Here is a 22983-nt window from a genome sequence, read left to right on the forward strand (position 1 = left end):
TAATCCTGATATGAAGTGAGGATTATCCATCAACTGGAAACTGATACTAGTGCAGGTGGATTTTGACTTCAGCACTCATGCCAGGGACGATGTTATTGCTTCCGTTGCTATCCAGGCTAATCACGACCGGGATGCGCTGCGCCACTTTGGTGAAGTTGCCGCTGGCGTTGTCGGAGGATGGTAGCAACGAGAAAGAACCGGCGGTCGCTGAGACGATGTTCTGAACATGGCCTTTGTAAGCAGTGCCGCTAAACGCGTCGATGGTCACATCCACGTCCTGATTGACTTTCACATCGTTGATCGCGCTCTCATCAATATAGGCCATCACGTTGAGGTGAGCCATATCAGCGACCTGAGCCAGGGAAGCGCCAGGAGTTACCGACTGTCCCTCGATAGCGTTGGCCTGAACAACCGTACCATCGATCGGGCTGGTGATATCGATTGTAGCAGGTTTCACACCCGCCACTGTTGGAGCAACCGTGATCGTGCCAAGTACTTCACCCGCGGTAACTTTATCACCCAGTTTGGCGGTCATGGTCTTTAATTGGCCGGCCTGGGGACTACTGACATTCAAGATATGTCCATTCACCTGAGCATCATCGGTATTATAGAATTGATAATTATTTAAGAGCCAGTAACCAACACCACCAGCAATGGCCAGAATGGCAACCATAATCAGAATCGGTACAAAAATCATGCGACGCATTGTGCGTGATCTCCTTCTAAAGACAGAAAGTAAAATTTCAGCTCACAACTATTGTTGTTTTGTATAAGTCAGAGGGAATAAATGATCCATATTCCTCGAAAAATTCAAGCGGATGAGATGGAGGCTAGACAGCCATCATCGCCTCTTCGCGTGCCAGTTGCTCTTCAGCGGTCAGCGGTCGCTCTTCAACTACCTGCTTCTTCTTCTTCTTACCACTGACAAAGCAGGAGGCAATAACCGCCACACCAACCAGGATCAAGGTGAGCCAGAAGGCGTCCTGCATGGCCATCACATAGGATTGCAGTTGCAGCCGGCCCGCGATATAGCGCATGGCGGTCGCATAGGCAGCACTGGCCGATGAACCTTTTGAGATCAGGATCGCCTGCATCTGTGTGATGAATTTGCCGGTGGGCGAGTCGGGCGTGATGCGTTCAGCCATATGCGCAAAGTGTAATTTATTCTGGGATGTCACATAGGTTGAGATCACAGATACGGCCAGCGAGCTCATCACAAAGCGGAACGTGGTATTGACCGCCGAAGCCTGCGAGAGCATCTTAGGCTTGATCTGTGACAGCATCGAGACAGAGAGCGGCTGCATACACAGACCCATGCCGAAACCGCGAATAATCAACGCCATCTGGAAGGTCCCAATCGGTTCGGTCAGATTGATCGAGGTCAGCAGCCACATGGCGAAACCCATGATCAACAGACCAGGAATAACCACCGCCCGTACACCGATTTTGTCGACCAGGCGACCACCAATCAGCACCGCCAGCATCGAAGCAAACGCCTGCGGCAGCAAGACAAGTCCGGATTGATAGGCACTCTCACCACGCAACGACTGCAAGTAGACCGGTACCAGGAAGAGTCCACCATAGAGCGCAAACGTCACCAGCGTACTGGCGATAATACTGGTAGAGAAAACGCCATTCCCGAAGACGCGCAGGTCCAGCAGAACAGCCTTACCCGCTCTGGCCCGTGACAATTCCAGAAACACAAACACAACCAGACAGAACAGCCCACCAACGATACAGCCAAGCACCGTCGCAGACCCCCAGCCATCGGTATTCGCATCCGAGAGACCATAGAGCATAGATGCCAGACCGATACTGGCAAAGACAAATCCCATCAAGTCAAAGTTCACACGGTGCGCCTGACTCTCACGGAGAAAGAAGAAGCCCAGAAGCGTGCCCAGAATACCAATTGGAAGATTAATATAGAAAATCAACTGCCAGTCAGCATAGGTGACCAGATAACCACCCAGCGTCGGACCAAAGGCCGGAGCCAGCAGGATCGGAATACCCAGGAAACCCATCGCCGTACCGCGCTCCTCAGGAGGAAACTCCATATAGAGCAAGGTGATCGCCAACGGAGAAAGGAACGATCCAAACACCGCCTGGATCACACGAAAGAGAATAAGGGTTGAGAGACTCCAGGAGAGTCCGCACAACGCCGAGCCGAGCGTAAAGCCAATTAATGCGACAAGGTATAAACGCTTATTGCCAATGCGGCTCGCCAGATAGGCAGTCAAGGGGGTAGCAACACCCTGAGCTAACGTATAAGCCGTTAACACCCACTGCACACTGGTCAGATCAGCACCGAACGCGTTCTGTAATCGCGGGATGGCCGTATTCACAATTGTGCCATCCAGGATGGTCATAAATAAGCCAAAGATTACAACTATCGCAACTATCCACTTATACGCAAGTCCCCCCGACTTTTCCTGCGGAGATGTTGCAGAAACTTGCATAATGTGTCACTCCTTACAACGCACATTTCAATAGATTTAAACACAGTTATAGAAGAAACAGATACTGTACAACAACATGTGCTGTTGACAGGTCATTCTTTTATAATAAGTGGGAACAGCCAGACTGCCTTAAGAGGCAGGAGCGGCTGTAATCCCATGAAAGTAAATACACTTCAAACTACCCACCAGATCCTCATATTCAAACTTGATACCGTGATGGAGAGTTTTAAACAGGCGGGAGACAATGATCCCAAACAAAGCTTCCAGCATCACCTCAGTTGGTAAAGCCGGATTAAACGCGCCCTCATCCTTGCCTTGATCCAGAATCGTAGCAATATTGTCACGTACAGCGGCAAAAGAATCTTTCACCTCAACATGCAACTCTGTCTCCAGATCGGCGGTATGGCGCAAAATGAAAAACAAAGGATGCTTCTCCGCGATCTGCTGGCACAACGCATCGATAGCCGCAGTCAACTTCACCTGCGCATCCACCGGCATCAGTATTATCTGCTCAATAGCCACCTGCAGATCATGGAACTCGCGCTTAAAGAGGGCGATCATCAAAGCTTCTTTGCTCTCAAAATGCTGATAGAGAGTCCCCTTAGCGACCCCGACACGCGCGGCAATCTCGCCCATCGACGTATCATAGTAGCCGCGCTCCAGCAACAAATCCTGTGTTGCCTGCAGGATCAGACCCTCACGCTCCTGCCGCTGCTTTTCTTTAAGCGACTGGTATATCATTTTGACCAATTCCTCTGCGGAGCCGCTTTCTGGTCACCCCAGTTGATTTCTGACCATCAACATCAAATTTTGACCGGGCAAATTTCTTTATGACTCCACAGTCATCAATTTACCAGAAAGTCACAACAATGTCAAGTAGCGGCAGCCTTCACGGCTGCGCCCGTTCCGCGTACGAGTAAGTCCCGGCCCGTATCGGAAGCGCTTGTCGCTGCCCCTTCTCGACGTATACGTAAGCCGTCTGCCTCCCCGTAGTCGAGTAATCGCAGCAACAAACGCATGTCGCTGCGATCTGCTTCTCGTATTCTCAATTTTCCGCAATTGCATAAAAGCCTGGCATATCTATAACGGGACCCCAAAAAACAACCTCAATAACGAAAGGAAACATTATTATGGAGCACGAAACACTTTCATCTCATAAATATCAAAAGCCGATACGCCTCAAAGGATATGACTATACATCCGACGCAGCCTATGCCATCACCATGCGTGCCAAATATCACTGCTATATCCTTTGCCATCCTCATTTACGTCACATCCTCGAAACAGAATGGACCAACCTGGCCCAGCGTTTTCCGGGTGTCGAGCCAGCAACCTTTATGGTGATGCCCGACCATGTTCATTGCATGCTTATAATCCATGAGGAAGCCAAAGGCACCTTTAGCGTCAGTCAAGTGATTGGTGCCTATAAATCCATCGTCTTTAAGGTCTGGCGAACCCATATTCAAGAAACAGGTATTAATCTACCGATGAGTATCTGGCAGCGCCGTTTCTATGAGCATGTCGTGCGTGACGATAGTGATTTTGCCGCTCAAACGGCTTATATCTTAAATAACCCGATCAAGGCGGCTCTCGATAAACCAAAAAGTTAGATGAGTTGGGGCCGCTTTGGGGCCGCTTTGGGGCTTAGTCATACGTGGAACGGGGGCAGCCTTGAAGGCTGCCGTTACGGGCCGGGACTTACTCATGCGCGGAACGGGCGCAGCCGTGAAGGCTGCCGCTACGGCTGCCGGTACAGTTCGGTGGCGCGTTCGATGGTGAGGTCGAGAGTGTCGAGGATGTTGCGGAGGTCGGTGCCCCAGCGGTCCTGTTTTTTGCTGAGGTCGGCCATGGTCTGGGTGGCATCTTCGAGTAGTTGGATGGAGCGGTCAGTGGAGGCGATGAGATGTTCTTGTTGCTGGGCCAGTTCGACGACGGGGGTTACGAGGTTGCCGGTGTGCAAGGCCAGTTCGCTATTGGTTTCTTTGAGGGTACGGGCGGCTTCACGGACCTGTTCAGCGGTCTGGACGACGCCGGTGGTCAGGTTGCCAAGCTCTTTCAAATACTTATTGCCATCCAGTACCTGTTCCTGCATACGATCGGTGATCTGGCTGATACGCTTCATGATCTGTTGCGACATGCCATCATATCTGGTGGTGACATCTCTGGTGGTGCCTTCAAACTCGTGGGCGACCTCGCGAGTCATGCCAGCAAAGCTCTCTGAGACCTGCTGGATCATGCCCTCCAGGTTCTTTTCGGCTCCGCGATTCATGCTGGCCAGATTCCTGGCGACGTTCTGGGTCATGCCGTCAAATTTGTCGCTGAGATTCTGGGCCATGCCGGAGAAGTTCTCGGTAACATTCTGGGTCATGCCATCAAAGCTCTCGGTGACGTTCTGGGTCATGCCGGTAAATTTGCCGGACATATTCTGGGTCATGCCATCAAAGCGCTGGGTGACGTTCTGTGCCATGCCATCAAACTTATCCACGGACTGCTCAAATCTATCTTCCAGACGGCGTGACATCTCATCGATACGGCGGGCGATCAGCGTGAGGTTATCGGCGACCAGGAGCTTATTTTTGTAGTGGGCCAGATAGAGTGTGGTCAGGGCCAATACTTCGACCAGATCGGCGCGTAATGCCTGTTGCTGCTGTGTGATGATCTGCTGCGCACGCTGGCTGGCACGGTTGGACCAGCGTATGCGCCAGAAGAAGAAGCCAGTACAGACGAGTACGAGAAACAGGTCATAGAGCAGGATATTACTGGGGCTGAGCCAGATGGGCAGTTGGCCGTCAAAGCCCTGTTGCCAGCCATAGAGCAGGGAACTGGCACCACTGCGGGTGTGGGCCAGCAGAAAATGTGGATAGAGCATCAGCGCTCGCGCCAGGCTGAGTATGGTAATAATTACTGGCAAGAGAACCAGGATGATTTGTAGCGGCCCGCTCCAGCGTTGCTCTGATCGGCTACCCGGCGTATTACGGACAAGATGGGCGTGATACTGATCCAGGATCTGGGTGGGGGGGAGCAGTTGATAGAGGTCAGCATCTGCCCAGGCACTGATATCGGCCGTGTCTTCATCTTCAATGGCCGCGACCAGCAAATTGAGGCGCTCGGCACTACTGGTATCAAACGTCTCCAGACGACGGATCAAGGTAGTCAAAAGTGCGGTTATACGCCGGGTATCGATCATGGTTATCCTCGGTAGGCTCTACAGCCCTGTGGTTTTGTCTATTGAATATCACGAAAAAGCAGATAGGACGACGGCACGCTGGGAAGTAGGTTCGTTGCCATCGGCAAAAAACCAGCGCCCCTGCTGATCCCAGGGATCCTGTAAAGCACTATAGCCCTGAATATATATACGTCCGGACAGGTCAGATAGCTGATCCAGAGTGATATCACACTGTCCCCTGGATTGTCCAGCGGCCCGTTTGATCCAGCACGCAGACTTGAGGGCTTCGCGTGGACGATGGTTGGGTAAGCGCGCAGGCCAGTGCTCAGGGCTCCAGACAATAACGGCCTGCTCTACCAGTGAATGGGCCGGCCAATCCCAGGAGACATATAAACGCAACAGGCCATGCTGCTGCCTGATTTCCAGTTCTAAATTGAGTAGATCCTGCTCACGGATAAAGCGCATGGCCGCTTTCTGCAATTTAAATTGATTCAACTTACTAATATATGGACCTGTTATTTCCAGCAGCGTCCGCGCTTTAAGCAGGGCCTGACCATAATCTTTATCCGCCAGGGCTTGCTCAATATCTCTGGCCGCGAACGCCCCTTCGATGCGTCTGTGGTCCTCAGCTGAAAAGCCACGGAAACGCTGCTCTAAGGTCCTTTGATAGGCGTGGCGTATTCTGACATCTTGATCACGGTCGATGCCCTCAAAGACGGTCTGCTGCATGCGTAGATAGGCCTGTGCCTCCCTGAGCAGGGTACGTTGCTCCGTGGTAAGCTGTAGATCGGGTCCCAACAAGCGAGGATCATAGGCGGCGAGCAATTGCTGGGCATCTGGTGGCCGTGTGGTCAGGGCCTGCTGGAAACGCTGGCGGGCAGTCAGACGTTTATGGGCCAGTTCCAGCCGCCGGCGTTCAGCCGCAGGCAACATAAACAGATCAGAATGCTGCTGCCAGTGTTGATAGGCCTCAGCCAGTACATCATCCTCATCCTGCTCCAACGCCTGTGTCAATGTACGCGCCAGGTTCAGTGCCTGCTGCTCCTCCATACTCAGGAGACCAGCCTCCTCAAGGACAGGATCATAGACCACCAGCAGGTTCCATGGATTCCCCTCGGCCAGGATCGTCCGAAAGATGGTCTGTTGCTGTAAATGATGGAGCCGCGTCTGTTCCTGCTCCGAGAACGTAAAGGCACGCGCATATGGCGAGTGCGCAATATTCTCATAGGCGGCGATCAATTCATAGTCCGCTGAACTCTGGTTATAGGCCTGCGCAAACGCACGCGCCAGCGCCAGCAGAGCATGTTCCTGTTCGGTGACATTCTGGCACTCGTTTAAGAGCGGAGCATCATAGGCACCAGCGATCTGTAACGGCCGTTTACTGGCCAGCGCCATACGAAAACGCGCCAGTGCACTACGCCGCTGCTGCGCCAGACGACCACGCTGTACCAGAGCCTCTGGCAATACCTGCGCATCCACATGGCCAAAGTTACTCAACTCTTCATAGGCCGCCGCAATCGCCTCGTCATCCTCGGTCTGGCAGACCTGCTCAAACGCGATAGCCTGCGCGGTCTGGCCGCGTTCAGAAGCACGAATAGAGCGACCGGTGACCGACCAGGAAACAGGACGGCTGGCGATACTTGAAGTCCGGAGCACTGAAGAAGCCGCCACCGATCTGTAGCCTGGCGCAGCAGCAGAACCAACTGGCAAGGATACAGGCAGGGGCCGACCACTGACCGCCACCTGGCCAGCAGCATGCTCCATAAATTGCATAGGAAAATGGACCTGATCAATGGGTTGCTGGCAGGCATGGCGCAAGGCAGATAGCGCCGCGCTCAGGTGAGGATCGTCCAACCGAGCCAGGGTACTGAATAAACCAGATTGAGCCGGATCTTTAAAGTCCAGGCGCGTAAATAAGAGATTGGTATCCAGGAGCCGGCCGCTGGCATCACGCTTGCCATAGGTTTCCCACAGGGTCGGTTGGAGCGTGAGGGCCAGCAAGGCGGTATAGATGACCAGGGCCGAAAAGTCGTCCATGCGAGCGTTGAAGCCACGCTCCTTCATCATGGGATGCTGATAGTCCGGCTGGCCAAGCAACACGCGGCCGAGATTGGCCCCGGTGGGACCGAATTCAGGAATATAGACCCCATCATAATCCACCAGCAACAGTTGTCCGGCCGAGCCCAGCATCACATTGACCCCGGCCAGATCGCCATGGGCCATGCCACATTCCCACATACGGATCAGAAGTTGTAGCCAGCGTTCAGACAGGCGCTGTAAGGCCACCGTATCGTGGCGCTGGCAATAGGCATCGACCGCCTCCAGCAGTGTCAGGCCATCGACCCATTGCATATCAATGACAGGATAGGCGCGTGGCGGCTGAATGCCTTGCTCTTTGACCACAATGCTATCGGCATAATACTGCGCCTCAACCGTGATATCCGGCACATTGGCCGCAAAGAAAGGCCCGATCCGCTCATAGCGATAGCGCATATCCTGATTGATAGGTACACGGAAGCAGCGCAGCGCGCGCGCCTTACCACTCCGCGTAATAAATTTATAGACCACCGCGAAGCCACCCTCAATTCCCCAGGGTCGCTCCACGCTTCCCAGTGCAGTCGTGGTCGTTACAGTCGCAACTTTTCCTTGCTTCAAATCAGGATCCGCTATCTTCAGGCGGGTTGCAGCAAATAGCATCGCCTCATCATAGGCAAGACGATCAGGCATACATTATCCCTTCCACCAGCGTAAACTTATCACCCACGGACAAGCCTGCTCTATACGGTAACGAAACTCCTCAGGACCACAGCCATGCGTAATCTGCAACCAATCCTCCAGTCCGAGGGATTGTTCCCAGAGCAAATAATCCTCAAAAAGTTGACGATTCAGAAATATCAGCAGGATCTCTTTGATCTGTCCATCGCTCAGACCTTGTTCCTGCACCAGGTTCCCATAGTTGATCATCGGATTACTCTTGAAGGCCTGAAAAATATCTGGCAGCAATACTTCGGGCAGCAGTGGCACCGAGCTACCGCTCCGGTTGGCCTGGAGAATCCCATTATGTACCAGCGGAGCATTGACCAGATCATCCAGGGTAATCTGCTCTAGTTCGCTATCGCTCACTTTCTGGTACACCCAGTGCAACAGATAAGCGCGCTTGATCACACAGACTTTTCTAAACCAGTATTCGCTGATCGCCGGTACACCGCTGGACGCTGGCATAGCGGACCTGGACTGAGCTGCAACCGGCGCCATCGCCATGGAAGGCTGGGAAAGAGAGGTGACCGGTGCCATCGAGAGTGATGGCGATGAGAGTGGACCCGATGGTGCGCTTAATTGCTGTGGTTGTTGCGCGGCCTGCCTCTGCCGGAACAATTGTTGCAGGTACGCTTTCTCGCGCTCGCTAAATAACAACAACTCGCTATACGGCGACCGGGCAATCGCTTCAAACGCACGCAACAACGCATTACTATCCTGCAAGCGCCAGGCATCCATCCATTGATGGGCCAGCATGACTAGCTGCTGCTCATGCATGGATAAAAAGCTGAGATCGCGCCCCAATAGATCCGAGGTCATGGAAATCTGTTCGATGTTCTTACTGGCGATCGCATAGCGCAAGCCACGGCGGCTATATTCAAGCTGGACAGCCTGCTGGATGCGCTCCTCAGCACGGTTGGCGGCAATAAACTCGGAGGCATAGGGCAGGGGTTGCAGGGCATCATAAATCTGCACAATCGCGGCATCATCATTGACCCATAAAGCCTGGAGTAAGGCATCTTCCAACTGCACCTGTTGCTGACTCTTCACCACCACCACCATCGGCTGATTCCTGGAAAAGCTGGTGGCGGTCGAAGTGGCGGGTTCCTCCAGAGCTATACCCAGTCGCTGCAAAGTTTTACAGACAGACGCGGCACAATTTTCCCCCAGCAAGAATGGTGCATATTTCCGCCAGACCGGCGTAATCTTCTGGACTGCCAGCGGACTATTAATCTCGCGCCGCATGACTGCCAGCACTTCCCGTAACGCATCGGCAACGTCACGCGCCTGCCGCCATTGATCATCAGGAAAGACCACACCATCATGCGCAAGATCCTGGCCATCGCCATAATAAATCGCGGCCAGCTCTTTATTTTGCTCCTGGACAGCCTGGAGAAAGGCCGTCTTACGCCGGGCGCGCATCTGGGCATGGTGGAGACTGGTCAATCCTAATGGCTCACCGATCTGCTCGGTATCCGCATGCAGCTTGACGAGCAGCGCGGTACAATCATCATCCACCATCGAAGAGGAAGCGCGGCAGGACGCGATAAAGTCCGGCCAGCTCGCCATTGTCTGTTCCGCCACCGCCTGAAAAGCGGAACGTGGATTCTCGCCAGGCCGCTCAGAGGCGCCAACGATCCAACGCGCCACGGCATCGGTCGCCAGCAAAATACGATCGCCGGGCCGCAACAATAAATCTAACGCCATCCCCTTCTGGAAATGGCGATTAAAAACACCCGGCTTCGACGGCAGACTGATCGGCGGTCGATCGAAATCCGCCGCATTCACAATCGGAAAAGAAAAAACTTCCGCCGTAGCCGCCGGCTGCACAAAGATACAGCTATCCCCAAAGGCCAGCAACTTGGCCTGGATAGCCTCTCCATCCAGTGGATGGGCTGAAAAAATACGCAAGGCTGCCAGCGTGGAAAAGCTTCCCTCATTCTGCATTTTCTGTAAAGCATTCCAGGGCAACCCCTCCATACCTGGCAGCAATTTCTGAAAATGCTCCTGTGCCGCGCGCAACCACCATTCGACCTCGAAAGGATCATCGCTAAGCAAAGGGGTCGCTAAGAAATGATCGACGAGGTGCCTGGCCCAGATGTTGGAGAATAGCGTGGTACCAACCCCATCAGCGACCGTCAGCAGACCTTGGGAAAGGCTAAGCGCAAACGCATCCTCGCAGGACTGATCATTGTGCTCTGATTTCCAGCATTGTAACCTGGTTACTTGTGCATACATACAAATTCAGTTTCCTACTCGTATTTTAGTAGTATTTATTGACTGGCATTCAATTGTTGCGTGGCCGGGACACTGGCAAAGACAAACATCTGACGCACCGACGCGGCATCACCATTAAAGATCAAGCCACGCGCACCCGGCTGTACTTCTCGTCCTAACAGAGACTGCAACTGCTGGCGACTATTCTCAGGAATCTCGCTCGACACCTCGAAGAGCAACTGCGCATAAGGATCATCCGGTAGCGCCGCATTCGTGGCAGGATAAGCGATGGGGGCCAGATTATAATCGGTAATATGGACATTGAAAAACAGGGCCCGGCCATCATTTGTCGAGATCTCACCAAGCTCTTGTGCCAGTGCCAGAGGATCGCCATCGCTGGCAACACCATCAGTCACATTAATAATAACGGGCGGATAGCTATCTGGATGACTGGCAGCCCATGCTTTTGCCAGATCTCGTGCCTGCTCCAGCGCCATACACATCGGAGTACCACCGCCAGCCTTCGCCTTCACCCAGACAGGGAACGGGACCGTGATCTCGATCTCCTGACCGATATCATCAATCTCTGTACGTTTACGGCGCTCAATATCCAGTGGATTCATCTGCAACTCGGCCAGACTCACAAACGTGCGGCCAGCCAGATTGCCCTGCAGCACAGGCTCCACCGAGATCCCCTCATAGCCCAGCACCGCCACCTCAGCCCGTGGGCGCACCTCAGTCGTCCCATCCCGTTGAGCCACCGTATTCGCCACAATCAATTCATTTAGAAACCCATTCAGGACCGTCGCCACCATATCACATTTACGCCGCCCTGCTCCAGCCTGAGCCGCCCCGAACGCATCCGCCATCGAACCCGACTGATCCAACAAAAAAATCAAACAACCCGGACGTGAACCAGCCCAGACCTGTGTATATGTATTCATAGCGTTAATAAAATCCCTCTCAAAAATACACCACTAGAATTTTTTAAGACCAACACCAGAATGAGAGTATCTGTAGTATACCTCTTATTTTCATGACTGGTATAATCAATTCATGACTTTACAGTCATCAATTTACCTGACGGTCACCCAAATGTCAAGTAGAGGCAGCGACCCATTCATTAAGAGGGGGGAAAATGCGGGGGCCAGATATCAGCACTGATATCTGGCCGTCATATTATGCATGGGGTCTTTAAACGTTATCACTAGCCCGTCTGTTAGTCTTCTTTAAATATTTGTAAGAAGCTTAAAGAAGGTAAGATCAAGCGGGTCACAAGCAATTAATTACCGACTTACAAACGTGACGCCTGTCCCTACATGGAATGGCGTTGTTATGGCCACTCCAGGAGGACCTCCCCAGTTCATTGAACTGGCGAGCACCGTACCGTTATTGAGAATCTGTTCAACTACAGCCACATGTCCTGCACGGTTCGCGCCTTGCACGCCCCCGCCTAAGACTAGTATCGAGCCTTCCGTAGGAATGCTGGATACATGCCACCCATACTGTGAGGCACGATCGACCCATTGTCCAGCATTTGCGTTCATTGTCCACGGCACAACAACATTGTGCATTTGCAAGTAGCGCATCGCAGCCCACCATGTACATTGGCCATACGGGTATGCACTGGAGATCCTGACTCCCATCGCGAATGGAACAGCCAGGGCTCCAATACCCCTGCGGCCTCTCTGCAAACTTCCATTAAGAGGCAGGGACGACGGACCATATGGGACGGCCTGAAAATCCGGTGCCATTGGTTTATCACGTCTCTCTACACTCTTATGCTTCGCATGTTTCATCTGTACCAATGGGGCTGCCAATCTATGATGATGCCCCTTGAACGGATGCATAACGCTACTCATACCATCTGACGGTGAGCTCGGAATACAAATACGTTGGTTGGCGTATAGCGAATGGGGATTTTTCAGGCGATTATAGGCTGCGATACGCTGTTCGCTAAAACCATAATATGCAGCGATACTCGCCAGTATCTCCCTCCCAATAACAATGTGTGTGCGGTCAGCTTGTAAGCAAGCGACAATTGTCCGCGCGTGCGCAACCTCCACCTTCGCTCGCGACGTTACTCCAGTTAAGCCAAGTCCAAAGACGACGATAAAACAAGTACTCACTACAAAACTCACTACGCTATACCGCTGGAAGATTTTCCAGCATCGTGGTTGTGTTTGCAATGTATCCTCTTTCGAATATACAACTTGCAGACCCCCGCAAACGCCCCGTCTACCGCCGCAAGCGTGGCAATGTGAATTGCTTAACACCTACATTGATAATCACGGACGTATAGTTGCAATATACACTGCCGGTACGAATAACATATTGGCATTTATTATTCGTACCGGCAGGGTCCTTCCGTCATACGTCCTACAGAGGGTTTTGGCGGTCGATAAGTTCGGTGAGGAGGGTGGCATATTTCTGGCGGTCGAGCGGTAATTCGACGGGACTGTTGGTGTAGCTGGAGTAAATGCAGGCGTTGGCCAGTTCGAGGGCTATGATGCCCTGGGCTCCTCCGGAGGTGAAGGGGGTATTGGTGCGAATAGCGGTGTTGAAGGCTTGATAAACGGCGGCATGGTCACCGATCGGACTCTGGTCCAGGACGATGGGCAGTTCCTGGCTGGCAGGGCTGGCCATAGCTTTAGGACAGGTGAGCACAAAATCAGCAATATCAGTTTCGAGACCACGGGCACTGAGTCGACCTGATTGGAGTTCGAGCTGTCCGTGGGTGCCGACGATCTTCAAGTACTCGGATTGATCGGCTTCAGCGGTACTGATATGCAGCGAGCCCAGCGCACCATCTGGCCATTCCAGGGCGGCCTCGACAGTATCCTCGGTCTCGATGGTGTGCAGGAAGCGCCGTGTCCAGGCAAACACGCGGGATGGCTGGCCGACCAGATGGCAGAGGAGGTCCAGTTGATGAGGAGCCTGATTCATCAGGACACCACCACCTTCGCCTTTCCAGGTTCCACGCCAGCCGGCGGACTGATAGTAGCGCGCCGTACGCGTCCAGACGGCGGACATGGTGACATGCTGAATACGACCAATCTGACCGGACTGAAGTAACTGCCGCGCCGCTCGAATCTCGGGGCGAAAACGCTGCTGAAAGATCACACCCAGGAGACGCTGAGCGTGCTCGGCAGCCTTCAACATCGCATCGGCCTCCGCCACCTGGACCGCCATTGGCTTCTCTACCAGTACATGGCTGCCCGCCTCTAAACAATCGATAGCGATGCGCGCATGGTAAGGATGGGGTGTCATCACCACCACCACATCGGGCCGGATCTCGGCCAGCAATTGCTGATGATCAACATAAAAAGGGCAATGCAGTTCATTCGCCCGCCGCTGACCCAGTTCAGGATTAATATCCGCCACCGCCACCACCGCCATATCCGCCAATCCCAGGGCGCTCCGATGCATATTGAACACACCCGCTCCGGCCCCAACCAGCGCATAGCGCAATATAGTATTCTGCTCTGACTGCATAATATAAAAACTCCTTTATTTATATTATTCGGCCCACCATCCAATTGTGTGAGCAAGAAGGTACAACAAAGCCGCTCTCACCAATACACGAGTGAGTTTTTCAGCCCATAGAAAAACCAACTCCTCACGCTGATGACAGCGGCCCGAGCACCAGAAACTATAAACGTTTCTTACGCTTACCTAAAGTATCCTGTCCGGTCGGCTTCTGATCGAAGCTCACAGCATCCTTCAGATCAGGATCAGGCATAGGGCGCATAGGACTGGAATCGCTGGGTTCGCCCGTCTCCTGATTATAGCCAATTTCAGTTACCTGCTCACGGCGAACGCGATTAAATGGACGCATGCCCGCAGGAGCCGGCATTGAGGTTGGTCCGGGCTTGGATGTAGGCCAGCTCGGCCAATTCTGTGGCACAGCCGCTACCACAGGACGCTCCTGTGGAGCTGCAACCGCTACACTCGTAGCCCGTGGTGTCTCCTCAACCGTCTGAGGAGCTGGTTGTACACCAGCTTCAGGTGCCTTTGCCGTAGTCTGGCGTGCTTTATTTTTTGCTTTTTGATCCCGAGCCATAATTACTCCTTTATATAGCAATGTTTTTTATCTAGCGAACAAGAAAAAAAGAAGATAGCTTGATTTATTGTACACCCTTATAGCCATATATGCGATATCAATAATACAAACCGTAGCGGTAGCCTTCATGGCTAATACGTTTCACGTAAGCCTTTTTCTGGACGAGATTGACGAAAGCATCTAAGCCGATCAGAGGCCCAGTGACTTCAAAGGATCAAGAAAAGCGAACAGGTAGGTTCGACCCTTTGAGAAGGTGTTCCTTCACCGTCATGCTATCATTTCAGCCATTCAATCCTTAAGTGAAACGTATTAGCCTTCATGGCTGCGGAAGGGACTCAGGCTCGGTGTAAAAAAGGGACGGCGTGACGGGCGTAAAAGTCGGCGTGCTCTTGCTGTAGCCAGTGTAAAGGGGACAATAAGATGGATGGGATTTTCAGCTCTACGGAGCGTTCAAGGGCGTGCAGGGCTTCTTCGTCCTGTCCCAGGTTGGCGGCGATCATGCCTTTCCAGAAGTAGGCATCCCAGCGATCAGGATCCAGGATCAGGGCATATTCCAGTTCTTGCAGTGCCAGCGTGTGCTGCTGATTCAGGAAATAGGCGACGGCACGGCATAAATAGGCCGCATATGAGGCTGGTTCAGCCGCTGCGATATGTTCCAGACGCACAGGCATGCCAACATCTGGTTGTAGCAAACATAACTCAATCCATTGCGCCAGCCAGCCATGATTGGCATGCGATGAGTCCAGATGCCAGCTACGGCGACAATCCTTGCCCGCCTGACGAATATCGCGCAAGTAGAGATAGGCTTCTCCACGATTCGTATATGCACAGGCAAAATCGGGACGGACTTCAATCGCCCGGTTAAAGTCCTCGATCGCGTCCAGCGGCCGCTCCAGATAAAGATAGGTGGTCCCGCGACTGAAGCGGGCCAGCGCGTCATCAGGTTCATAGGCAAGGACCTGGCTATAATCATCCACGGCATCTTGATAACGTTTCAAGCGCAGATAGGCGTCCGCGCGATCATGATAGACAGATGTGAATGTAGGATTGAGGGAAAGAGCACGCGTATAATCAGCCAGCGCCTGTTGGGTGACCAGCAGGCTATCATAAGCCAGACCGCGATTGTAATATACTATTGATAATGTAGGATCCAGGATCAGAGCATGATCAAAATCAGCAATCGCCTCGGTATAAAGTTCCAGCAAACGATACGCCTCGCCACGGTTATTATAGGTATAAGCCATCTGCGGCTGGCTTTCAAGTGCCCGTTGATAATGCTCCAATGCCTGCTCGGGACGCCCGCTATCAGTATATGCTGCCCCCAGGCGATTCAGCAACACTACATCATCAGGCTTGAAACGCAGCGCCTGATAGAAATCCGCCACCGCCTCATCAAAGCGCTTCTGGGCCGCGTAGGCCTGACCACGATTCCCATACGCGCCCAGACGGCCAGCCGCACGCGCATCCACTGAGATCGCACGATCCAGATTAAGGACGGCCGGTTCATACTCCTCCATCACAATATAGACCAATCCACGGCCAATCAAGGATTGAATATCCAGCGGATTGAGTGCCAGGGCAGTACTGAAATCATAGATCGCGTGTCGATGATCCTGCAGTAAATAATAGGTGATGCCGCGCTGATAATAAGCCTGTCCATAGGTCGGCTGCGTGTCCAGCACACGCGAAAAATCAGCCAGCGCACGTTGATACTCATGAAGATTGCGATATACCAGAGCACGATTATAGTAAGAAGAAGCCTCCTGCGGTTGCAAGAGAATAGCCTCGTTAAATTCCGCCAGCGCACGTTGATAATCACCAGATATTGCATAGTCGGCCCCACGTTTATTATAGTCCGAAACGTCATCGGTGGTCATCGCATCCGTCTCCTTTAACTCTCTAGTGTCTATGTATCCCCTGGGTGATATACGTATTACTAATAATGACGAATAGCGGATGTATTTCTATCATTGGATTAGAGAGTAATATGCCTTAGTTTATCAATGCAGAATAATCACATTATCAAATACTGCCAGCTAGAAGCAGAATAGCTTTCAAACAAGGAAATAATAAAGAACCTGCCATCCAATACGCGATAAGCGAAGGATAGCAGGTCGAGTAGTAAAAAAGGATCAGTTTAGAGCCAGACGAGACTTAACCGCGCGTACGCGTCTCCTTGCCCCGTACAAGCGAAGCCAGCACACCAATACCCGCGATAACAGCGCAGACCAGAAAGGTCTGGTGGAAGCCATTAACAAAGGTTTGCTGTAACTGCTGAGTTTGTGCACCAGCCTTGCCGGAAGACAGTATGAGACCAGCCGTAGCGCCACCCATGCCAGTAAAGATCGCGCCCGCCAGCGCGATACTCAAGCATTGTCCCATCGTACGAGCAGTCGCCAGGAAGCCCGAGGCACTACCCTGATGCTCACGTGGGGCCGCACCCAGCAAAGCGCTATTATTCGGCGATTGGAACAGCGCCTGTCCCACACCCACCATTAACATACGCCACACAATATCCCAGATTGAGCTCTGTGCATTCAAGAAACTAATCGCAATTAAGCCCAGACAACCAATCGTCAGGCCACCAGCGGCCAGCCAGCGCGTCCCAAAGCGGTCCGCCAGCATCCCACTAAACGGCGCAATAAAGGCCAGCGCCAGCGGCAAAGGAGTCAGCAGCACGCCTGATAGCTCGCTGGAAAAGCCCCGTAGTTCTTCCAGATAGAAAGGCAGCATAAAGCTTACCGCGAACAGAGCCAGAAAACTGATGATCAGACTGACCAGGGCCGAAGTAAAGACGCGATCCTTAAGCAGAGAGAGCACAATAGCCGGATTTGGCACCCGCAACTCCACAAACGGCAGAATGATCAGCGCGATGACGCCCACGATCAGCAAGCCTAAAATTATTGGCGAGCTCCAGCCCAGTTCAGTGCCAAAGGAGAGTCCAGCCGTCAGACAAGCCAGTCCAATCGCCAGCAGGCCCGCGCCAAGAGGATCAAAGCGACCCGGACTACGCGTCACCTTTTCCTTAATAAAGATCAAAGTCGCAATTACACCCAGAATGCCAAAGGGCACATTGACAAAAAAGATCCAGCGCCAGGAAAAATAGCCCGTAATAAAGCCACCCAGAATCGGTCCGACGCTGACACCCAGCGAGACATTGATCGCATTCAGACCCAGCGCCCGCCCACGCTCATTATCTGGAAAAGCCGAAGTCAACATCGCTGGACTCACCGCCAGCAGCAGCGCTCCACCTAATCCCTGTAAGGCACGGGCCGCAATTAAAAACGCCAGTCCGGGTGCCAGACCACATAACACCGAACTGACCGTAAAAATCACCAATCCAGTCAGCCAGACAATCTTACGACCAACCATATCCGCCAGTCGACCAGCAGTCAGTAGAATAGCCGCCGTCACCACCAGATAAGCAATAATCACCCACTCGATCGCCCCACTTAACGGCACCCCAAAACTCCTGGCAATCGCCGGCAAACTAATATTAACAATCGAGGAGTCCAGCGTCGCCATAAAAACGCCGATCGCAATTACCAGCAGCGTCGTCCACTTATTTGACTGCTGCTGTACAACCGGAGTCGATGTATCCTCAGATCCCTCCGCACCAGCGCGCGATGGATGTTGATCCATCAATGCATCATCAGTATTTTTTCTCTGTTGCTTCATAAATGATAATCCGTTTTTTTCCATAGAAAAGACAAGTTCGAATAAACTGGAAAGCTCTACGCAAAGCTAGCAGATGAAACCGTTAACCTGCCAGAACCAACGCCCTTAGCCATGACACGTGACAGCCAGTACAAATCGGTACATAGTTAACCCTTGATAAAGAAGAACAGAGTCATCGCGAAACCAACCACAATCACAAATGTACGGATCCAGCGGGGATCCAGTTCGCGGGCATAGTAAGCACCGGCATAGCCACCAATAATCGCTCCGATGATCATCAAAATTGCCTGTGGCCAATAGACTGCCCGCACCACCACAAACGTGATCACCGCCACACCATTAATACAGCTTGCCAGTACCGTCTTCAAACCATTCATCACATGAATGTTTTCCAGTCCCATCAAGGCCAGTGTCGCCAGCATCAGAATGCCAATGCCGCCGCCAAAATAACCGCCATAAACGGCGATCACAAACTGGGCAATTGAAACACCAACTAAATGCTTTGTGGAAAGAGCCGACTTCCCCACCTTCCCCACACGCAAGCGCTTCGTGACCGGACCACTGAACGTAAAGAGTAGCGTAGCGACCAATAGTAGATATGGGAGCAGCATTTTAAAGATCGACGGCGGCGTAATCAGCAACAAAATAGCACCCAGAATACCGCCCACCGCACTGGTAATCACCAGCGCAATCATCAAGCGCCGATCAATCGCCGTCAACTCACGACGATACGCACCCGCACCCGCAATCGAACCCGGCCAGAGCGCAACCGTACTGGTCGCATTCGCCGGAATCGGAGGCACGCCCGCAAAAATCAAAGCCGGAAACGTAAAGAAGCTACCGCCACCAGCAACCGAGTTCAGCGTCCCACCCACTACAGATACCAGCAACAAAAGTAAGATATTTGGAAAAGTCATAGAGGCACCTTTAGCTCATCTAAAAGACAATGTTTACATATATACCATTGTCAAGTATAACATTCAGGCTGGATAGCTGCCCAACCATATGCAGCCTGTCGTAGGTCGAGAGGACAACATAAGAAACATAAGATAAGATAGCATAAGAAAAAAGTAATCCAATATTGTATTTTCATATTTTAGAGGATAGTATCAAATGAGAGATATGTATACGCGAAAATCAAGCTATGTGGTTATCTAGCCTCAGGAAGGATGCTGTTCTTGCCACCTAAAATAAAATATACGCTTTTATTGATCATGATTTTTATTCTTTGCGCCTTAGTCTCTATCGCCATTATTATTCCGGACAACATTTCAACATTGACTGGCCGCTAGTACATTGTCAAACTTCGTTTGATGAGTTGTGCGCCCGCTACGCGGGCGGGATGGGGGGAGATGCCGGGGGCACAGCCCCCGATCCCCCAGTCAGGGGATTGCATCCCCTGCACCCCTGCCTTTCTCATCAACTTTGACAGAGCGCTAGAGCCCGGGTAACAATATATATACAAACAGGGTGCCAGCAACACACCCGGCATGAAACAACGGTAGCCACCATGGTTACTGTTGTTTTTTGTGATGTAGCTGTAACTACGAAGCACTTTTTTTGTGATCTCTTTGAGATATGAGAAGTTTAAGCTCCATACATGTGATCATATATTGATATACACTTCTTGCCACCGCCAAACCATCCATTGAGGATGTAACGCGATGACGCAACGAGGAGGTGGGCATGGCTTATCGTTTTCATGTCAATCAGCAAACATGTATTAACTGCGGTATTTGTATGGACCTGTGTCCGGTACGCTGTCTGGATATGACGCGACCTTCGGGGGCTGGAGAGCCGGCACAGGTGGACGAGTTGCTGAGTCCGATTCCTGGTGAATCAGCCACACGAGCCTGGATGATGCTGGCACCGGTACAGGTATCAACGTGTGTGGGTTGCCAGGTCTGTGTCCAGGAATGTCCAACCAATGCGATTAAGATTGAAAGTAGCATTCAGGAGGTTTCGTACGCTCAGCGAGGCCCATTAACGTATCTACCACCTGAGCAAGGCTGGCAACCACTGGATGCCTATACGCACGCCTCGCCTGAGGAGCCTGGCGATACACCCTGGGGTGAGGGTCACGCCTGGCATGTGGCCGAACGCCAGAATACCTGGCAGAGCTGGCGCAGCTGGCTGGGCGAGCGCAAAGAAGATCTGCGCGCCCCCTGTCAGGCGGCCTGTCCCGTTGGTACCAACGCTGGTCTCTACGTCAGCCTGATCGCCGAAGGACACTATGAGGAAGCGCTGCGCGTGGCCTCAGAGCCAAATCCGTTCCCGGCGATCTGCGGTCGCGTCTGTACAGCTCCCTGTGAAGATGCCTGTCGGCGCGGCGAGTTTGATCTGCCCATCGCGATTCGCGACCTGAAGCGCTTCGCCAGTGATCGCAGCGCATCCAGCTATAAGCGCGTCATTCCACCACCAGCACACCACTACACGGAGACCGTAGCGATCGTTGGCGCGGGCCCTACCGGCTTAAGTGCCGCCTACTATCTGGCCCGCCGGGGCTATAAGGTCACCATCTTTGATGCTATGCCTGTGGCTGGCGGCATGATGGCCATCGGGATCCCGGAATATCGTTTGCCACGCGCCGAATTGAACCGTGATATCGATGCCATGCGTCAGCTAGGAGTGCAGATGCACTTCAACATGGCCATTGGACGCGACATCTCCCTCTTACAGTTGCAGCAAGAATTTGACTCCGTCTTGCTAGCTGTGGGTGCCCAGCGCAGTCAGCGCCTGAATATTCCAGGTGAACAGATGCTGACCGGCGTAATTCCTGCCACCACATTCCTGAAGAACTACAACCTGAATCCCGGCACTAAACTCAGCGGAACCGTGGCGGTCATTGGCGGTGGTAGTACGGCCCTGGATGCGGCCCGCTCAGCTCTACGCGCTGGCGCGGACCATGTCACGATCCTCTATCGACGTACCCGACTTGAGATGCCCGCGCAAATCGAAGAGGTACGCGCCGCCCATGAGGAAGGCATCGACCTACAGGAACTGGTCGCGCCAGTCCAGTTGCTGGGTGAAGCCGGAAAACTAAACGCCATACGTTGTCAGCGCATGCAACTCGCAGAACCGGACGCACAGGGACGACGGCAACCCGAACCTGTACTGGGAACCGAGTTTGATCTGGCGGTGGATACCGTCCTGGTAGCCATTGGTGAAGCACCCGATCCTTCATTCCTGCCGGATGGAACCAGCATAGGCGTAACCACCTGGGGTGGCTTACTGATCAATCCCACAACGCTGGCCACAGGCGCACCCGGTGTATTCGCAGCCGGCGATGTGACGTCGGGTCCAACCGATATTATTCATGCCGCCGCCCACGGACGCAAAGCCGCCCGCTCAATCCATGCTTATCTACGTAAGCTTTCACCGCTGGCGCTGGCCGAGTTGCCGGATGACGAATTCCAGACAGCATCGACCCTACCAGCAGATGGGCAGATAACGCTGGATCTGCGCCCGACTCCACGTGTGGTTATGCCTCTGCGTAACAAACAGGCTGCGCATGATCGTACACTTGAGTTCGCGAAAGGCTTGACCGAGGGCCAGGCCCGCCAGGAGGCCAGTCGCTGTCTACGCTGCGACCTCGCCTACCTATGTCCCAGCATTCATGTCATTAATCCTGTTGTGGAGAAAAAGGCGAGCAGCGCGCTGGCCGAGTCATAAGCTGTTCGAGCACTTGCCCGGACAGCATTTGGAAAAGGGATATCTTTCTATCGATGCCTTTTTCAAGGAGGAGAAGTTTCGATGACTCCCGATCAATTAACTACCGCTATCATCAATGGTGTGAACGCAGGTGGTGAGCAGTTTCTAGAAGGAACACTGGCCGCAACCCTGCCGATTATCTGGCTCGCCATCCTTGGCCTCCACCTGGGACGGCCCTATATCCTGGATATGATCGACCGTTTTACCCTGCGCCTGGGAGCAGATTTGCTCTGGCTGATTTATATCGCCTTGCGGGACATCCTGATAATTTCCGGCGTAATCATGAGCTTTATGTTTCTCTTTCCGGATGTCGTCACGGCCGATCAGCTACCACTCACAGGTGGACTGGCGGCGGTCTGTCTCTTCGGCGTCTTACTGATCAAACTGATGGGTGATCCCGATCACTATATCCGTGATTTCCGCTTCACCACCTATCTACTCGGCCTGGGCGCACTCTTCTACTTCGTACCATATGTGATCGGAGTACAGGCCAACGCCGTGACCAGCGGAACCATAGGCAACATCAGCAAATTCCTGGTGACCAGCAGCAATCCTACCTGGGCAGTCAACCTGGGCTACATCACTATTGTTATACTGGCTATCATGGGAGCGACCGCGGTCGTATACGCATTGAGAACCGGTGGACGCGCGGAGATTGTTGCAGAGTCACAGGACGCATTAGCAAGGAAGTAAAGGGAGAGTTCCAATGAAACCTGAAGATATCACAAATGCGATTACCAACGCTCTGGTACAGGGCGGAGCCCAATGGCTGGTGGCAACCATCGTCGCCTTCCTGCCCGTGCTGTGGACAATGACCCTGATGATGCACCTGGGACGCCCCTATGTGCTCCGCACGCTGCGCCGCTGTGGACTACGACTGGGAGCCGATATCTGGTGGATGTCCTATCTACTGATACGTGACGCGGTTCTGTTAA

17 protein-coding genes are annotated in these 22983 nt (G+C 52.8%); 3 read left to right on the forward strand and 14 right to left on the reverse strand.

Going from position 1 to position 22983, the window contains the following annotated elements; genetic code table 11:
• Positions 1 to 46: 46 nt before the first annotated feature.
• From KDW_RS09170 to KDW_RS31610, 4 genes are all read right to left on the reverse strand, one after another.
• Complete coding sequence (locus KDW_RS09170; protein ID WP_151755676.1) at positions 47 to 706, reverse strand: HlyD family secretion protein; 660 nt, start codon at positions 704 to 706, stop codon at positions 47 to 49.
• 124 nt (positions 707 to 830) lie between these two features.
• The gene (locus KDW_RS09175) at positions 831 to 2456 is read right to left on the reverse strand and encodes a DHA2 family efflux MFS transporter permease subunit (RefSeq protein ID WP_151755677.1); all 1626 of its coding nucleotides are present in this window, start codon (positions 2454 to 2456) and stop codon (positions 831 to 833) included.
• Between the two features lie 129 nt (positions 2457 to 2585).
• Positions 2586 to 3197, reverse strand: a complete 612-nt coding sequence (locus tag KDW_RS09180; protein WP_151755678.1) for a TetR/AcrR family transcriptional regulator — start codon at positions 3195 to 3197, stop codon at positions 2586 to 2588.
• A 131-nt stretch (positions 3198 to 3328) separates the two neighbouring features.
• A complete protein-coding gene (locus KDW_RS31610; protein ID WP_162005078.1) occupies positions 3329 to 3475 on the reverse strand; it encodes a hypothetical protein in 147 nt (48 codons plus the stop codon).
• A 111-nt stretch (positions 3476 to 3586) separates the two neighbouring features.
• Here KDW_RS31610 and KDW_RS09185 point away from each other — a divergent pair, with 111 nt between their 5' ends.
• A complete protein-coding gene (locus KDW_RS09185) occupies positions 3587 to 4066 on the forward strand; it encodes a transposase (protein WP_151755679.1) in 480 nt (159 codons plus the stop codon).
• Positions 4067 to 4194: 128 nt separating this feature from the next.
• Here KDW_RS09185 and KDW_RS09190 read toward each other — a convergent pair whose 3' ends face one another.
• From KDW_RS09190 to KDW_RS09235, 10 genes are all read right to left on the reverse strand, one after another.
• Positions 4195 to 5643, reverse strand: a complete 1449-nt coding sequence (locus KDW_RS09190; protein WP_151755680.1) for a hypothetical protein — start codon at positions 5641 to 5643, stop codon at positions 4195 to 4197.
• A gap of 48 nt (positions 5644 to 5691) precedes the next feature.
• Positions 5692 to 8349 carry a hypothetical protein gene (locus KDW_RS09195; protein ID WP_151755681.1) on the reverse strand — a complete coding sequence of 886 codons (2658 nt, stop codon included), beginning with the start codon at positions 8347 to 8349 and terminating at the stop codon, positions 5692 to 5694.
• 3 nt (positions 8350 to 8352) lie between these two features.
• Positions 8353 to 10617 carry a PP2C family serine/threonine-protein phosphatase gene (locus KDW_RS09200; RefSeq protein ID WP_151755682.1) on the reverse strand — a complete coding sequence of 755 codons (2265 nt, stop codon included), beginning with the start codon at positions 10615 to 10617 and terminating at the stop codon, positions 8353 to 8355.
• A gap of 35 nt (positions 10618 to 10652) precedes the next feature.
• Positions 10653 to 11540, reverse strand: a complete 888-nt coding sequence (locus KDW_RS09205; RefSeq protein ID WP_151755683.1) for a vWA domain-containing protein — start codon at positions 11538 to 11540, stop codon at positions 10653 to 10655.
• 342 nt (positions 11541 to 11882) lie between these two features.
• Positions 11883 to 12785, reverse strand: coding sequence for a CHAP domain-containing protein (locus KDW_RS09210; RefSeq protein ID WP_162005079.1), 903 nt, complete (start codon positions 12783 to 12785; stop codon positions 11883 to 11885).
• A 190-nt stretch (positions 12786 to 12975) separates the two neighbouring features.
• A complete protein-coding gene (locus tag KDW_RS09215; RefSeq protein ID WP_151755685.1) occupies positions 12976 to 14091 on the reverse strand; it encodes a Gfo/Idh/MocA family protein in 1116 nt (371 codons plus the stop codon).
• A gap of 157 nt (positions 14092 to 14248) precedes the next feature.
• Complete coding sequence (locus KDW_RS09220) at positions 14249 to 14659, reverse strand: hypothetical protein (RefSeq protein WP_151755686.1); 411 nt, start codon at positions 14657 to 14659, stop codon at positions 14249 to 14251.
• 335 nt (positions 14660 to 14994) lie between these two features.
• A complete protein-coding gene (locus tag KDW_RS09225) occupies positions 14995 to 16536 on the reverse strand; it encodes a tetratricopeptide repeat protein (protein ID WP_151755687.1) in 1542 nt (513 codons plus the stop codon).
• 277 nt (positions 16537 to 16813) lie between these two features.
• The gene (locus KDW_RS09230) at positions 16814 to 18337 is read right to left on the reverse strand and encodes an MFS transporter (RefSeq protein WP_233097659.1); all 1524 of its coding nucleotides are present in this window, start codon (positions 18335 to 18337) and stop codon (positions 16814 to 16816) included.
• Positions 18338 to 18483: 146 nt separating this feature from the next.
• Positions 18484 to 19254, reverse strand: a complete 771-nt coding sequence (locus tag KDW_RS09235) for a sulfite exporter TauE/SafE family protein (protein WP_151755689.1) — start codon at positions 19252 to 19254, stop codon at positions 18484 to 18486.
• Between the two features lie 769 nt (positions 19255 to 20023).
• Here KDW_RS09235 and KDW_RS09240 point away from each other — a divergent pair.
• Positions 20024 to 22009 (forward strand): FAD-dependent oxidoreductase, encoded by a 1986-nt coding sequence (locus tag KDW_RS09240; protein ID WP_151755690.1) that lies wholly within the window; start codon positions 20024 to 20026, stop codon positions 22007 to 22009.
• 81 nt (positions 22010 to 22090) lie between these two features.
• Complete coding sequence (locus tag KDW_RS09245) at positions 22091 to 22741, forward strand: hypothetical protein (RefSeq protein WP_151755691.1); 651 nt, start codon at positions 22091 to 22093, stop codon at positions 22739 to 22741.
• Positions 22742 to 22983: the final 242 nt, after the last annotated feature.

Origin of the sequence: Dictyobacter vulcani (assembly GCF_008974265.1) — a bacterium.
Lineage (GTDB): Bacteria > Chloroflexota > Ktedonobacteria > Ktedonobacterales > Ktedonobacteraceae > Dictyobacter > Dictyobacter vulcani.

Coding starts and splice junctions, on each gene's coding strand:
- KDW_RS09170 (WP_151755676.1), bottom strand. CDS start 706: ATGCGTCGCATGATTTTTGTACCGATTCTGATTATGGTTGCCATTCTG.
- KDW_RS09175 (WP_151755677.1), bottom strand. CDS start 2,456: ATGCAAGTTTCTGCAACATCTCCGCAGGAAAAGTCGGGGGGACTTGCG.
- KDW_RS09180 (WP_151755678.1), bottom strand. CDS start 3,197: ATGATATACCAGTCGCTTAAAGAAAAGCAGCGGCAGGAGCGTGAGGGT.
- KDW_RS31610 (WP_162005078.1), bottom strand. CDS start 3,475: ATGCGTTTGTTGCTGCGATTACTCGACTACGGGGAGGCAGACGGCTTA.
- KDW_RS09185 (WP_151755679.1), top strand. CDS start 3,587: ATGGAGCACGAAACACTTTCATCTCATAAATATCAAAAGCCGATACGC.
- KDW_RS09190 (WP_151755680.1), bottom strand. CDS start 5,643: ATGATCGATACCCGGCGTATAACCGCACTTTTGACTACCTTGATCCGT.
- KDW_RS09195 (WP_151755681.1), bottom strand. CDS start 8,349: ATGCCTGATCGTCTTGCCTATGATGAGGCGATGCTATTTGCTGCAACC.
- KDW_RS09200 (WP_151755682.1), bottom strand. CDS start 10,617: ATGTATGCACAAGTAACCAGGTTACAATGCTGGAAATCAGAGCACAAT.
- KDW_RS09205 (WP_151755683.1), bottom strand. CDS start 11,540: ATGAATACATATACACAGGTCTGGGCTGGTTCACGTCCGGGTTGTTTG.
- KDW_RS09215 (WP_151755685.1), bottom strand. CDS start 14,091: ATGCAGTCAGAGCAGAATACTATATTGCGCTATGCGCTGGTTGGGGCC.
- KDW_RS09220 (WP_151755686.1), bottom strand. CDS start 14,659: ATGGCTCGGGATCAAAAAGCAAAAAATAAAGCACGCCAGACTACGGCA.
- KDW_RS09225 (WP_151755687.1), bottom strand. CDS start 16,536: ATGACCACCGATGACGTTTCGGACTATAATAAACGTGGGGCCGACTAT.
- KDW_RS09230 (WP_233097659.1), bottom strand. CDS start 18,337: ATGAAGCAACAGAGAAAAAATACTGATGATGCATTGATGGATCAACAT.
- KDW_RS09235 (WP_151755689.1), bottom strand. CDS start 19,254: ATGACTTTTCCAAATATCTTACTTTTGTTGCTGGTATCTGTAGTGGGT.
- KDW_RS09240 (WP_151755690.1), top strand. CDS start 20,024: ATGGCTTATCGTTTTCATGTCAATCAGCAAACATGTATTAACTGCGGT.
- KDW_RS09245 (WP_151755691.1), top strand. CDS start 22,091: ATGACTCCCGATCAATTAACTACCGCTATCATCAATGGTGTGAACGCA.